Genomic DNA, 14,057 nt, shown 5'->3' with positions numbered 1-14,057 from the left:
GAACAAGTCCCCCGCACCTCGCGGCGACAAGAAAAGACTTTACACACACGTGAACAACCACGGCAACTCGAAACCACGTGAAACACACCACACACCCCCACAACCCCGGAATGGCAAGGAAAAACGGCCCGGAGACCGCCGTCTGGCGTTCTCCGGGCCGTTGTTCATCCGTAGGTCACGTGCGAGCTAGGTTCCGGGCTGGCCCCCTAGGAGCTCCGCACCGTGACCATAGCCATGTTCTTTTTACCCCGGCGAAGCACCGCGTACTTGCCCAGTAGCAATTCCTCCGGGCTGACGGCGGCGTCCTCGCCCTGGACCTTGACGTTGTTGACCGCCGCTCCGCCTTCCTTGAGGGTGCGTCGCGCGGCAGACTTCGATTCGCAGAGCCCGGTCTCGACCAGCAAGTGCACCAGGCTCAGGTCATCGCCGTCGACCTCCGCGTGCGGCAGTTCCGACGTCGCTGCCATGAGAGTGGCCTCGTCCAGGCTCGCAAAGTCTCCCTTGCCGAACAGGGCCTGGGAGGCCTCGATGACTTTCTCGGTCGCTTCCACGCCGTGGACGAGCGAGCACACCTCGTAGGCGAGCGCTTTCTGTGCTTCCCGACGGAAGGGCTCCTCTTCACTCTTCCGGCCCAGCTCTTCGATCTCGGCCCTGGACTTGAAGGTGAAGACCTTCAGGCGGTCGACCACATCGGCATCGGCGGTGTTGAGCCAAAATTGGTAGAACGCGTACGGGCTCGTGAGCTCCGGATCCAGCCAGATCGCGTTGCCCTCGGATTTACCGAATTTGGTTCCGTCGGAATTGGTGATCAGCGGCGTTCCGATCGCGTGCACCGTCTGGCCCTCGACCTTGCGAACCAGCTCCGTGCCGGAGGTTAGATTTCCCCATTGATCGGAGCCACCGGATTGCAAGGTGCATCCGTACTGCCGGTAGAGCTCCAGGAAGTCCATGCCCTGCAAGATTTGGTAGCTAAATTCCGTGTAGGAGATGCCCTCATCGGAGTTCAGCCTCTTGGCGACGATCTCCTTTTTGATCATGGTCCCGACCCGGAAATTTTTGCCGATGTCCCGCAGGAAATCGATCGCCGACAGTCCACCGGTCCAGTCCAGGTTGTTGACCATTCGCGCCGCGTTATCCCCCTCGAACGAGAGGAAGCGCTGGACCTGACCGCGTAGCGCCTCGACCCAGGCCCCGACGACCTCCCGCGAGTTCAAGGTTCTCTCCGCGGTTTGCCGGGGATCGCCGATCAGGCCCGTGGAGCCGCCGACCAGTCCCAGGGGCTTGTGCCCGTCGAGCTGCAGGCGCCGCATGAGCAGAAGCTGGACGAGGTGGCCCAGGTGCAACGACGCCGCGGTCGGATCAAAGCCGCAGTAATAGGTGACGGTTTCTTCCGCGAGGGCCTTCTCGAGGGCCTCCTGATCCGTGGAGACGTGGACCAAACCACGCCAGGTGAGTTCTTGCCAAATATTGTCGAAGCTCGGGTCATTGGACTGTTCATTGAGCCCATGAACCGATTCGATCACCTGTTGTTCCATCACTTTGCTCACATTACCATTCGTCATTCGTCACCCTTATGGATCACTGATCGGTATCCGGGTCGGTTGCCTGATCGAACCACGGCTCCAGGCCCTCCGGAAATTCTCGCGCCCCGATCATCGCCAATCGTTGCGTCGGTCGAGTCATGCTCACGTACAGGTCCCCCACCGTCCCGTGGGCCGAATCCACGATAGACGCCGGCTCGACCACGACCACCGCGTCGAACTCCAGCCCCTTGGCTTCCCACGGGGACAGCACGAGGATCTGCCGTTCGAGCGCGGTCTCGGAGGTCCCCGTGAGGTCGGCGAATTCCCGGCGGACCGCTTCGACGACCGCTTCGTATTCTGGCCGGGCGACGATCACGCCGATCAGGCCACCGACCACCGCGTCGAGGTCCGCTCGGATGCGGTCGACCACCCGCGGCACGACGTCGTCCGTGCGCACCATCGTGGGAGGCCACTCCCCTTCCCGCACGGCCTTCGGCGCGGACACCTCTCGGCCCGCCGCCTGGGCGACGGCCACGGCCGCCTCGGAGATCTGCGCGGGTGTGCGGTAGTTGACGGTGAGCTCGTCCAGGCTGAACCGATCGCCGACGAACGGTTCGAGCGCGTCGGCCCAGCTCGAGGAAGCGGCCGCGGCGGACGCCTGCGCGATGTCGCCGACCACCGTGAAGGACTTCATGGGGCACCGCCGCATCAACAGGCGCCACTGCATGGGCGAGAGCTCCTGCGCTTCGTCCACCACGACGTGCCCATAGGCCCACCTTCGGTCCGAGGTTGCCGCTTCGGCCGCGGTCATGCGGGACACCCCGGTCTCGTTCATGTCCGCGAGCATCTCGGCGGTGACCACTCCGTTGATGCCCATCTCTTCCAGAGCAGCATCGACGTTTTCCATGGTCTTCGTCGCGTTCTCCAGGTTGGCTTCGCGCTCGGCGGCCGCCCGGGCCGCCTGCTGACCGACCGCCTGCTCGAAGTCCCCGAGGAGTTCCGCCGCTTCGTCGAGCAACGGCACGTCGGCCTCCGTGAACGCGGCGTCCCGCGGCCGCAGGAGCGATTCCATCTCGTCGCGCGGAAGCCTGCGAGCCGCCGATTCGAGATAGCGCCTCTTGGAGAAGAGGTCCCGGACCAGGGTTTCGGGCCGCAGCGGCATCCATGCCAGATTCAACGCGACCCGCACGTCGTGGGCCTGGCGAACGTCCTCGACCAGGTAAGACCGATCCATGTCGTTGCCGCTGGACTCGTTGAGCTGGTTTTCGAGCTGATCTGCCAGCTCTTGCACGAGGATCTTGACGAAGGTCTCGCGAGCCTGATTATGCGGTTTGCCGGTCGCGCGGGCCCGCTCCCTGGCCTTCTTGACCGCCTGCGGCTTCAACTCCACGGTCGATGAGTCGACGCGCAGGCGTTGCGTTGCCTCCGGCACCTTCTGCCGGTCCGCCACCGCGCGTTTCATGACCTTGACCATCTCCAGCGAGCCCTTGACCCGCGCGACGCGGGTATCGAACTCCGGAATCCCTCGCACGCCCGGGTACAGGGTGGCCAGGGACGACATGACCACGCCGGTTTCCCCCAAAGAGGGAAGGACGCGTTCGATGTACCACATGAAGGATGAGGACGGGCCCACCACGAGAACGCCCGACTTCTGGAGCCGCTCCCGGTTGGTGTACAGCAGATACGCTGCGCGGTGCAGGGCCACGGCGGTCTTCCCGGTCCCGGGACCGCCCTGCACGACCCGGACTCCCGGCAGGTCCGCCCGGATGATGCGGTCCTGCTCGGCCTGAATCGTCGCGACGATATCCGTCATGCGGCCGGTCCGCTTACGGTTGAGGGCCGCCAAAAGGGCGCCCTCACCGTGCAGGACCTCTTCGCTGTCCAGGAATTGGGGATCGAGGACATCGTCTTCGATATTCTTCAACGTCCTGCGGTCCAGGATCAGGTGGCGGCGACGTTGCACTCCCTGACGTTCGAAGGCCGTGGCTTGGTAAAACGTCCCTGCCTCGGGCGCACGCCAGTCGACCATGAGCCTCTCGTGGTGCTGGTCCGCGAGACCGATGCGGCCGATGTACCGCGTGGAGTCGTCGTCGAGGTCCAGTCGCCCGAAGACCAGGCGATTGTCGACGGCGTCGAGCTGGGCCAACCGGTCCTCGTAGAACGTCGCGTAGGCGTCCCGCTCGGACCGGTTCTGGTGGCTACCCGCGGAACCCACGCGCCGGATATCGGCCAGTTTCTCGCGGTTTTCCTCCCGGAGTTCGTCCAGTCGGGTGTAGAGACGGGCGACGTAGGCGCGCTCGTGGTTCAGGGCCTCTTCGAGCTGCCGCTCGTAGGCCTCGTGATCTGGGTTTCCGCCGGGTGAGATCTGATCCCCGGTGACCTCGTGGGTGTGAGTCATGTGTGTGCTGAAGTCCCTCAGAAAAGCCGTGACGTGGATATGAAGACTATCGAGTCTAGACCGTGTACAAGGCCTCGACCGTCTGACCGGCCAAATTACTCCGACCGCTGAGACCGTCGAGCTCCATGACCACGCCGATGCCCGCGACGGTGAGGCCCGCCCTTCCCATGAGCCGAACCGTGGCTCCCAGGGTTCCGCCCGTAGCCAGGATGTCGTCCAGGATCAGGACCCGCGATCCCACGGGGATGTCGTGGCGATGGATCTCCAAGGTCGCGGTCCCGTACTCGAGGCTGTACGACTCGGAGTAGGTCTCTCGGGGCAGTTTGCCCTCTTTTCGCACCGGCATGACGCCCACGCCCGCGGCATACCCCGCGGCCGAGGCGAGCAAGAAGCCGCGGGCCTCGACCCCGGCGATCACATCGAATTTTCCCTCGAAGCGCTGCAACAGCGCGTCGATCACTTCGCGAAAGGCGGCGCCGTCCGCGAACATCGGTGTCAGGTCCCGAAAGATGATGCCTGGTTCCGGGTAATCGGGAATCACGGCACACACGTTGTCGATGGTCTGGGCGACGCGCTCGTCAGCGGTGGGCGTGGTGGAATCGTTCATGAATCGCCTGTATTTCCGGGCACGCAACAGCCCCTATGGTCACAAAGTGCACACAACAGGGTACGCCAACACCGCCCCGGCAACATAGTTCACCGGGGCGGTGTTGAGATCGACGTTTGGCCCGCCGACGTGGGCCACGACTAGGAAATGTGCTGGGGCCGGGCGGCGAATTCCCGGTCCTGCGCCAGTGCCGCCCGAAGGGCCTTCAGCTGGGCCGCGACGGCCGAGGGTGCCGTACCGCCCTGCGAGGACCGCGAGTTCAACGACCCCTCGACCGTGAGCACCTCGCGAACCTCCGGCACCAGGTGTTCAGAAATATTCGCGAAGTCCTCGTCGGTCAGATCCCACAGCTCGCAGTCCTTCTCCTCGCAGACCCGCACGGCATCTCCGGCGATCTCGTGCGCCACGCGGAACGGGACCCCCTGACGCACCAACCATTCGGCGACGTCGGTGGCCAGGGCGAAGCCCTGCGGTGCGAGTTCGGCGAGGCGGTCGACGTGAAAGACCAGGGTCTCGACCATGCCCGAGACGGCAGGTAGCAGTATTTCCAGCTGGTCGATGGCGTCGAAGGTCGGCTCTTTGTCCTCTTGGAGGTCGCGGTTATAGGCCAGCGGCAGCGCCTTGAGGGTCGCCAGCAGTCCGGTGAGGTCCCCGATCAGACGTCCGGATTTGCCGCGGGCGAGCTCCGCGATGTCCGGGTTCTTCTTCTGCGGCATGATCGAGGATCCCGTGGAGAAGGAATCGTGGAGCGTGACGAAGGAGAACTCCTTGGTCGCCCACGTGATTACCTCCTCGGAGATCCTGGACAGGTCGACCGAAATCATCGCGCAGATCCACGAAAACTCGGCGTAGACGTCCCGGCCCGCGGTGCCGTCGATCGAGTTGTGGGTGGCCGAGTCGAAGCCCAACTCGTGAGCGACGACGTTCGGGTCCAGCCCGAGCGAGGACCCAGCGAGAGCGCCTGACCCGTAGGGCGAGACCGCGGCACGGCGGTCCCAGTCGCGCAGGCGTTCCAGATCCCGGGACAGGGCCCAGGCGTGCGCGAGTAGGTGGTGGGACAGCAGGATCGGCTGGGCGTGCTGCAGGTGGGTCCGTCCGGGCATCGGAGCGTACGGGTGGGCCTCCGCCTGGGCGATCAACGCGTCCACGACTCCGAGAACTCCGTCGGCGAGGATGGACGCGTGATCGCGAAGATACATTCTGCCCAAGGTCGCGATCTGATCGTTCCGGGAGCGTCCCGCGCGGAGTTTCCCTCCGAGGTCGGCACCGGCGCGTTCGATGAGGCCCTTCTCCAGGGCGCCGTGGACGTCCTCATCGGATTCCGCGGGCACGTAGGCCCCCGAGCGGACATCGGCTTCGAGCTGATCGAGCGCGGCCAGCATACCGTCGAGCTCGGCATCGGTCAGGAGGTCCTTGGCATGCAGGACGCGCGCGTGGGCCCGGGAGCCGGCGATATCGTACGGGGCCAAGCGCCAGTCGAACTGCGTCGACTTGCTCAGCGCCGCGAGCGCGTCCGAGGGGCCCCCGGAAAAGCGACCGCCCCAGAGGGCTCCGTCGTTCGTGCCGTGCTTGTCGTGGGTCGAATTCACCGTTCGCCTCTTCTGCTGTTTCCGGGGCTCATTCGCCTCCGCGGATAATGCTCTTGAAAAGTAAGGCGGCCCGCCGAACTCATGGCATGAGCTCTGCGGGCCGCGATCGCCGAGGCGCTACAGGCCTAGCTTCTGGTCGCGGCTCGAGGCCACCTTGGAGGACATGCCAAACAGCTCGATAAAGCCACGCGCGGTGGACTGGTCGAAGCTGTCACCCTCATCGTAGGTCGCGAGGTTGAAGTCATACAGCGAGGTATCGGAACGACGCCCTGTTACGGTCGCCCGGCCGCCGTGCAGCTCCATACGGATCTCGCCGTTGACCATCTTCTGCGTGTCGTTGACGAACACGTCGAGGGACTTCTTGAGCGGGGAGAACCACTGGCCGTCGTAGACCAATTCGGTCCAACGCTGGTCGACGGTCTTCTTGAACCGCGCCTGTTCGCGCTCGATCGTGACGTTTTCGAGTTCCTTGTGGGCCGCGATGAGAGCCATCGCCCCGGGAGCCTCGTAGATCTCGCGCGATTTGATGCCCACGAGGCGATCTTCGACAACGTCGATCCGGCCGATGCCCTGGACGCCGGCGCGGCGATTCATGATCTGGATGGCCTCGAGCGGCGTGACGGTCTCGCCGTCGATCGCCACCGGCACACCCTGATCGAAGGTGATGGTGACCTCGTCCACCGCCGGCGGGAAGGTCGGATCGTCGGTGTAGTCGTAGACGTCTTTGGTGGGCCCGTTCCAGATGTCCTCGAGGAATCCGGTCTCGACGGCGCGGCCCCACACGTTCTGGTCGATCGAGAACGGGTTCGACTTGGTCGTGACGATCGGAAGGTCGTTCTTCTCGGCGTAGCTGATGGCCTTCTCGCGGGTCAGGGCGAGGTCACGCACCGGGGCGATGCATTTGAGGTCCGGGCCGAGGGTCTGGATTCCGACCTCGAAGCGAACCTGATCGTTGCCCTTGCCGGTGCAACCGTGGGCCACGGTCGTGGCGTTGAACTGCTTCGCGGCCTTGACCAGGTGCTTGACGATCACCGGGCGAGACACCGCGGAGACCAGCGGGTAAGCGTCCATGTAGAGGGAATTGCTCTTGAGCGCCGGCATGCAGTAGTCGGTGGCGAATTCTTCGCGGGCGTCGGCGACGTAGGCCTCGACCGCGCCGCAGTCGAGCGCACGCTGACGCACCGTCTCCAGGTCTTCTCCGCCCTGTCCGACATCGACCGCCACGGCGATCACCTCGGCCCCGGTCGCTTCCCCGATCCACCCGATGGCCACGGAGGTATCCAAACCTCCGGAATATGCCAGGACAACCCGATCCGTCATGGTGTACACCTTTCTTCCCAGCCCGCCCCTTCGCTCAAGGGCGGTTCGTATCTCGTTCTTGTATGACTATACATGTTTTATTGTATTTATACACATGAGGTCCGCGGAACGATGATCCGACTGTCGTCGCCAGCCAAACTCGGCTACTGTTATTCTGAATGAGTCACAATAAGGCAGGGAGCATCATGACCGAGCCACAGCAGAATTCCCCAGACCTCACCCAGGACGAAGTCGATTTCTTGAATCGCGTCTTCGATCTGGCCAGGGAGGGCGAGGCGGACCAGTTGGCCGAACTCTTGGATCGCGGAGTGCCGGTCAACCTCACCGACGCCAAGGGCGACACCTTGCTCATCTTGGCCTCCTACCGCGAGCAACCCGAGGTCGTCTCCCTGCTCATCGACCGCGGGGCGGACGTGGACCGCGTCAACGATCGCGGACAGACCGCCCTGGTGAGCGCCGTATTCCGCAATAGACAAGACATCGCGGAGAGGCTCCTCGATGCGGGCGCGGACGCCTCCCTCGGCACCCAGACGCCGGTCGCCGTCGCGGAGTTCTTCGGCATCGACGACATGCGCGACTTCCTGAGCCAGCGAGGGATCCGCTAGCTCACCGGCTCATCCGTGGTCGGTCATTCCGACCACTCGAGGAAGCGCTGCGCCAGGGCCGCTCCCCCGTTGGGGTCTCGAGATATGACCATGACCGTATCGTCGCCGGCGATGGTTCCGATGGCTTCGGGAATTTCGGTGTGGTCCAGGGCCGAGGCCAGGAACTGCGCCGCCCCGGCGGGCGTCCGGAGCATCACGATGTTTCCGCTCGATTCCGCCATGATCAGCAGATCCCGGAACAGGCTCTTGAGGCGGTCGGGGGCGTCGCGATCCCGCGTGGGGTCGGCGCCCGGCACGGCGTAGACGAGCACTCCGTCCGAGCCACGGATCCGTTCGGCACCGATTTCCACCAGGTCGCGGGAGAGGGTCGCCTGGGTGACCTGCACGCCATCTTTCTCCAGATGCTCGGCGAGCGCGGACTGCGACCTGATCTTTGATGACTCCAACAGGGCGATGATCCGCGCCTGTCGCGCGGCTTTGGTGGACGGAATTCCCATGTTCTTCATCGCTCCCCTGCGGCTCGAACCGACGCGCTCATCAACCAGGCCATGAGCGCCTTCTGCGCGTGGACCCGGTTTCCGGCCTCTTGCCACACCACCGACTGATCGCCGTCGATGACCTCGGCCGTGACCTCTTTGCCACGATACGCCGGCAGGCAGTGCATGAAGATGGCCTCCGGGGCAGCCTGGTCCATGACGCCGGAATCGACCTGGTAGGGCGCGAAGGCCGCGCCGCGTTGGCCGTCCTCGTCGTGCTGGCCCATCGAGACCCACGTGTCCGTGATGACGACGTCGGCCCCGGCGACGGCCTCATGGACCTGGGTCGTGGCGAGGACCGAGGCGCCCGTCTGGCGACCCCGTTCGCGGGCCGCCTCCAAGATCTCGGGCCGCGGCAGATGCCCTTCGGGACCCGCCACCCGGACGTTCATTCCGGCGGTCGCTCCACCCAGCAGGTACGAATTGGCCATGTTGTTGGCCGCGTCACCGACATACGCCATCGTCAGACCCCGGGTATGGCCGAAGCGTTCCCGAACCGTGAGGAGGTCCGCGAGGATTTGGCACGGATGGTAGTCGTCCGAGAGCGCATTGATCACGGGGATCGAGGCGTGCTCCGCCATCTCGTCGAGGCCAGACTGCTCGAAGGTCCGCCACACGATGGCCGCAACCATCGTGGAGAGCACCTTGGCCGTGTCGGCCACGGATTCTTTATGCCCCAACTGGGATTCCCCGGGATTCACGATGATGGGGGCGCCGCCCAGATCCGCGATGCCGGTCGCGAAGGAAAACCTCGTGCGCGTCGAGGTCTTATCAAAGATCACCGCGACGCTCTGCGGGCCTCCGAAGGGACGGTGCGCCCAACGATCCTCTTTCATCTCGAGGGCCAGGTCGAGGACCTCCTCCTGCTCGTGGGGCGTGAGGTCGGTATCAACCAGGAAATGCCGTGTCATGGGTTGTGTTTCTCTTCCAGTGGTCGTGGTCGTTACGGATCCGGTTGTCATGCGTCGACCACCGCGTCGATGATGCCGGGAAGGGCCTGCAAAAATTCCTCGACCTCCGATGCGGTGATGATCAGGGGCGGCGCCAATCGAAGGGTCGCGGGCCCGGTCGCGTTGAGGATGAAACCGCGCTTCCTGGCCTCTGCCACGACGGCCGGGGCCGCACCGCCGTCGACCGCGTCCGCCCGAGACAGGTCGGCGGCGATCAGCAGTCCTTCGCCCCGTACCTCGTCGATACCTTCCATCTGGCTGAGCCCGCGCACCAGGAGCTCTCCCATCGACCGCGCATTCTCGAGCAGCCCCTCCTCCTCGATGGCCTCGATCGTCGCCGATCCAGCCGCCGTCGCCAAGGGGTTGCCACCAAACGTGGTCCCGTGGTTGCCCGGCCCCAGGACCCCGGTGGCCTGGGGCGTCATCGTGATCATGGCACCGATCGGGAATCCCCCGCCGAGGGACTTGGCGAGCGTGATCACGTCGGGGGCGTTCTCGCCACCCAGTTCGTCGCCGCTGGCTAGCCACCGGCCGGTTCTTCCCATACCGCTCTGGACCTCGTCGACGACCAGAATGGCGTCCCCGTCCGCGGTCAGCCGACGCGCCTGAGCCAAGAACCCCTCGGGCAACGGCCGGACCCCAGCCTCTCCCTGCACGGGCTCCACGATCAGCCCGGCGACGTCGTCGCCCATGGCCCGATCGAGGGCCTCGAGGGTCGGCTCGATGAACTCGACACCCCCGGGCAGCGGTTGGAACGGCGCCCGGTAGGCCTCTTTCCAGGTCACGGCGAGGGCCCCGGCCGTCCTCCCGTGAAAACCGTGGTCCAGGGCGAGCACACGCGACTTGTGCGGCGTGGCCGCGTTACCGTGCGACCTGACGAGCTTCAGCGCCGCCTCGTTGGCTTCGGTCCCCGAATTGGTGAAGAAGACCTTGCTCCCCTCGGGGGCCGCAAGGATCTCGAGCAGCTTGTGGGCCAGGGAAAGTTGGGGCGGCGTCGTGAAAAAATTCGACACGTGCGCCAGGCGACCGGCCTGATCCGCGACGGCCTGCACCCATCGCGGGTGAGCATAGCCCAACGCGTTGACCGCGATGCCGCCCAAAAGATCCAGGTAGGTCCCGCCGTCGGCATCCGTCACGCGGCACCCCCGCCCCTCGGTCAACACCAGGGACGGGTCCCCGAAGACCCCCAAGAGGTCCTTCCGATACTCGGTCAACAATTCATTTTGTGTCATGCCGTCTCCTCGGCTGAGTTGAAGGGGTTCACCAGGACGAAGTCCGCGAGGGGCTTCCGCTGGGCGTCGCCGTCGGTCACCTGCGTGCCAATTCCGGAATCGGTGAAGATTTCGAGCAGCGGCGAGTGGGCCCGTCGCCCGTCGACGATGGACGCCGTCGGCACGCCGTTCTCGACCGCGGCCAGGCACGCTCCCATCTTGGGGATCATGCCCTCGCTGAGCGTCGGGATCATGTGTCGCAGTTCCTCCGTGGTCAGAGAGCTGACCACCGAGGACGGATCGGGCCAGCGGGCGTAGAGGCCTTCGACGTCGGTCAGCATGACGAGCTTTTCGGCACCGATGGCGGCGGCGACGGCGGCGGCCGCGGTATCCGCGTTGACGTTCAGGACCTTCCCGGTCAGGGTGTCCAACGGCATTCCTTCCGCGTCGGCCCGACCATCGGCCAGGATCTCCGGCGCGATCGAGGAAATCACGGGGATTTTGCCGGCATCGATCATCGACGTGATCGCCGTGGTGTTCACCCCGACGACCTCGCCCACCAGGCCGAGGTCCGTTTCTTCGCCATCGATTTTCGTGGTGATCCGACGGGCACGAAGGAGCCCGCCGTCCTCTCCGGACATGCCGACCGCGTGGGGGCCGTGCTGATTGATCAGGCCGACGAGTTGGCGCGCCACCTGACCCGTGAGGACCATCCGCACCACGTCCATCGCTTCGGGCGTCGTATACCGCAATCCCCCACGAAATTCGCTCGGGATATTGAGCCTCTCCAGCATCGCCGAAATCTGCGGTCCTCCGCCGTGCACGACGACCGGCTTGATTCCGACCGACCGGAGAAACACCATGTCCTCCGCGAAAGCGGCACGAAGCTCGTCGCTGATCATGGCGTTTCCGCCGTATTTGAAGACCATGATCTTCCCCGCGAACCGCTGGATCCACGGGAGAGCCTCCATGAGGGTCTCGGCCTGAGCTTGGGCGGAGGCGTACCTGTTGTGCTCGCTGTGCTTCGGCACGATGCTCCTAACTGGAATACGCCGAGTTTTCCTCGACGTAGTCGTGGGTGAGGTCGTTGGTCCAGATCGTCGCGGATTGGTCACCCGCGCCGAGATCGATCACCACATCGACCCTGCGGTTCGCGGCCAAATCCACGTGGCTGCGATCTTCTCCGATCGCCCCGCCCCGGCAGATCTCGACGCCGTTGATGCTCACGTTGACCGATTCGGGCTCGTACGCGGCGTCGGTCGTCCCCACTTCCGAGAGGATCCTGCCCCAATTGGGGTCGTTGCCGAAGATCGCGCATTTGAAGAGATTGGAACGTGCCACGGCCCGGGACACCTCGAGGGCCTGGTCTTCGGTCGCGGCGGAACGGGTCGTGACGTGAATGTCGTGGCTCGCGCCTTCCGCATCGGTGATCAACTGCAAAGCCAGGCTGACGCACACCCGGGTCAGCGCTTCCGTCATCACGTCCTCGTCAAGGCTTACCCCGGACGCTCCGGAGGCGAGAAACGCGACCGTGTCGTTCGTCGACATGCAACCGTCCGAGTCCGCCCGGTTAAAGCTGTATTCGACGGCTTGCTTCAGGCAGGGCTCCAAGCGATCGGCCGGAACGGAGGCATCCGTGGCGAGGACCACCAGCATGGTCGCGAGTCCCGGCGCGAGCATGCCGGCCCCCTTGGCCATGCCGCCGATGTGCACGATGCCGTCCGCTGTCTCGATCGACACCGAGGCCTTCTTGGGGACGGTATCGGTGGTCATGATCGCGCGCGCCGCGGCGTCGTCGGCCTCGGCTCCGACGCCGAGTTTCGTGGTCGCGGTCTCGACCCCCGGCAATAGCTTGTCCATGGGCAGCTGCTCACCGATCAGCCCCGTCGAACACACGATGACGTCCAGGGCGGAAACGCCCAGGAGCTCTGCGACGTGCTCCGCGGTTCGATGGGCATTACCGAATCCTTCGGCGCCCGTGCACGCGTTGGCTCCCCCGGAGTTCAGGACCACGGCATCGGCGCGCGCATCCGAGACCGCCTCGCGCGACCATTCCACGGGCGGCGCGGCGAATCGATTCGTCGTGAAGACCGCGGAGGCCCCGTGGTCGGGGCCCAGATTCTGCACCAGCGCGATGTCCTCGCCCCCGCTGGCCTTGAGCCCGGCGCTGACGCCCGAATACCGAAATCCGGCAACGTCGGCGAGCCCCCGATCCGTCGATACGGCCAGCACGTCTTCTTCTGAGGCGCTCATGGCACCATGCCTTCCTGTTCCAAGCCGGAGGTCTCGGGCAAACCGAGGGCTATATTCATGGACTGAACCGCCGCCCCGGCGGTCCCCTTGACCAGATTGTCGATCGCGCAGGTCACCACGACGCGCCCAACGTGCTCGTCCACGGCCAGTTGCATCGCCGCGTGATTACTTCCCTGCACGGATTTGGTGGTCGGCCATTGTCCCTCGGGGAGAACATGGACGAACGGCTCATCGGCGTAAGTCTTTCGCCACGCCTCCCGGAGGGCCGACTCGTCGATCCCCTGGGCCACACGCGCCGTCGCCGTGGTCAAGATCCCCCGGGGCATGGGCGCCAAGGTCGGGGTGAAGCTGACGCTGGTGCGAACCCCCGATGCATCCGCGAGCCCCTGCTCGATCTCGGGTACGTGGCGATGGACGCCGCCGACGCCGTAGGTCGACATCGAGGACATGGCCTCGCTGGCCAACAAATGCGGCTTGAGACCCTTGCCCGCCCCCGAGGTCCCCGAGGCGGAGACGATGACGATGTCCTCGGCCTCGATCAGGCCATGAGCGAGGCCCGGCGCGAGGGCCAACTGCGCGCCCGTGGGATAGCACCCCGGCACCGCGACTCGGCGGGCACCGATCAATGATTCCCTGCGCTTGACCCGCCGCTCTTCCCGCACCGGCTCCGTGACGAGCTCGGGCAGCCCGTAGGGCCAGTAACCCGCGTGCTCGGTCCCGTAAAACTTCTTCCACGCCTCGGGGTCCCGCAGGCGATGATCCGCCCCGGCGTCGATCACGAGGGTGTCCGCGGGCAGTCGCGCCGCGATCGCGGCACTCGCGCCGTGCGGCAACGCCAGGAAGACGACGTCGTGGCCCGCCAGGGTCTCGACCGAAGTCTCCTGAACCGTCAGGTCCGCGAGTGATCGCAGGTGAGGCATCAGCGTGCCAAAGGTCGCTCCCGCGTTTGAATGTGCCCCGACCGTGGTCACGTTCGCTTCTGGGTGCTGGGCAAGGAGCCGGAGGACCTCTCCCCCGGCGTAGCCCGTGGCGCCGGATACCGCTACCGAAAATGTCATGAGAACA

12 protein-coding genes are annotated in these 14,057 nt (G+C 65.2%); 1 reads left to right on the top strand and 11 read right to left on the bottom strand.

What is annotated here, in order from left to right:
- Positions 1-206 precede the first annotated feature (206 nt).
- From tyrS to CURSPS6_RS10970, 5 genes are all read right to left on the bottom strand, one after another.
- The gene (gene tyrS, locus CURSPS6_RS10990) at positions 207-1,535 is read right to left on the bottom strand and encodes a tyrosine--tRNA ligase (RefSeq protein ID WP_030016158.1); all 1,329 of its coding nucleotides are present in this window, start codon (positions 1,533-1,535) and stop codon (positions 207-209) included.
- A 43-nt stretch (positions 1,536-1,578) separates the two neighbouring features.
- On the bottom strand, positions 1,579-3,921 hold the full coding sequence (locus CURSPS6_RS10985) for a HelD family protein (protein WP_082470480.1): 2,343 nt from the start codon (positions 3,919-3,921) through the stop codon (positions 1,579-1,581).
- 55 nt (positions 3,922-3,976) lie between these two features.
- Positions 3,977-4,528, bottom strand: a complete 552-nt coding sequence (locus tag CURSPS6_RS10980; RefSeq protein ID WP_030016154.1) for an adenine phosphoribosyltransferase — start codon at positions 4,526-4,528, stop codon at positions 3,977-3,979.
- A gap of 140 nt (positions 4,529-4,668) precedes the next feature.
- The gene (argH, locus tag CURSPS6_RS10975) at positions 4,669-6,117 is read right to left on the bottom strand and encodes an argininosuccinate lyase (protein ID WP_030016152.1); all 1,449 of its coding nucleotides are present in this window, start codon (positions 6,115-6,117) and stop codon (positions 4,669-4,671) included.
- 117 nt (positions 6,118-6,234) lie between these two features.
- Positions 6,235-7,437: an argininosuccinate synthase gene (locus CURSPS6_RS10970; RefSeq protein ID WP_030016150.1), complete on the bottom strand. Its 1,203-nt coding sequence runs from the start codon at positions 7,435-7,437 to the stop codon at positions 6,235-6,237.
- 185 nt (positions 7,438-7,622) lie between these two features.
- Here CURSPS6_RS10970 and CURSPS6_RS10965 point away from each other — a divergent pair, with 185 nt between their 5' ends.
- Positions 7,623-8,042 (top strand): ankyrin repeat domain-containing protein, encoded by a 420-nt coding sequence (locus CURSPS6_RS10965; RefSeq protein WP_030016148.1) that lies wholly within the window; start codon positions 7,623-7,625, stop codon positions 8,040-8,042.
- 23 nt (positions 8,043-8,065) lie between these two features.
- Here CURSPS6_RS10965 and CURSPS6_RS10960 read toward each other — a convergent pair whose 3' ends face one another.
- The 6 genes from CURSPS6_RS10960 to argC all read right to left on the bottom strand — a co-directional run bounded on the left by CURSPS6_RS10960 (position 8,066) and on the right by argC (position 14,050).
- Entirely contained in the window at positions 8,066-8,539 is a 474-nt protein-coding gene (locus CURSPS6_RS10960) for an arginine repressor (RefSeq protein ID WP_030016146.1), read from the bottom strand.
- A 5-nt stretch (positions 8,540-8,544) separates the two neighbouring features.
- Entirely contained in the window at positions 8,545-9,489 is a 945-nt protein-coding gene (argF, locus tag CURSPS6_RS10955; RefSeq protein ID WP_030016145.1) for an ornithine carbamoyltransferase, read from the bottom strand.
- Positions 9,490-9,536: 47 nt separating this feature from the next.
- Positions 9,537-10,760 carry an acetylornithine transaminase gene (locus CURSPS6_RS10950; protein ID WP_030016144.1) on the bottom strand — a complete coding sequence of 408 codons (1,224 nt, stop codon included), beginning with the start codon at positions 10,758-10,760 and terminating at the stop codon, positions 9,537-9,539.
- Entirely contained in the window at positions 10,757-11,710 is a 954-nt protein-coding gene (argB, locus tag CURSPS6_RS10945; protein ID WP_082470489.1) for an acetylglutamate kinase, read from the bottom strand. Before argB ends, CURSPS6_RS10950 begins: the two co-directional genes overlap by 4 nt.
- Before the next feature lie 67 nt (positions 11,711-11,777).
- Positions 11,778-12,992, bottom strand: coding sequence for a bifunctional glutamate N-acetyltransferase/amino-acid acetyltransferase ArgJ (argJ, locus tag CURSPS6_RS10940; protein ID WP_030016142.1), 1,215 nt, complete (start codon positions 12,990-12,992; stop codon positions 11,778-11,780).
- On the bottom strand, positions 12,989-14,050 hold the full coding sequence (gene argC, locus CURSPS6_RS10935) for an N-acetyl-gamma-glutamyl-phosphate reductase (protein WP_030016140.1): 1,062 nt from the start codon (positions 14,048-14,050) through the stop codon (positions 12,989-12,991). The genes argJ and argC overlap by 4 nt, the downstream gene beginning before the upstream one ends.
- Positions 14,051-14,057: the final 7 nt, after the last annotated feature.

Source organism: Curtobacterium sp. S6, assembly GCF_000710345.2.
GTDB lineage: Bacteria > Actinomycetota > Actinomycetes > Actinomycetales > Micrococcaceae > Rothia.
This window is presented reverse-complemented; position numbering and strand designations above follow the sequence as displayed.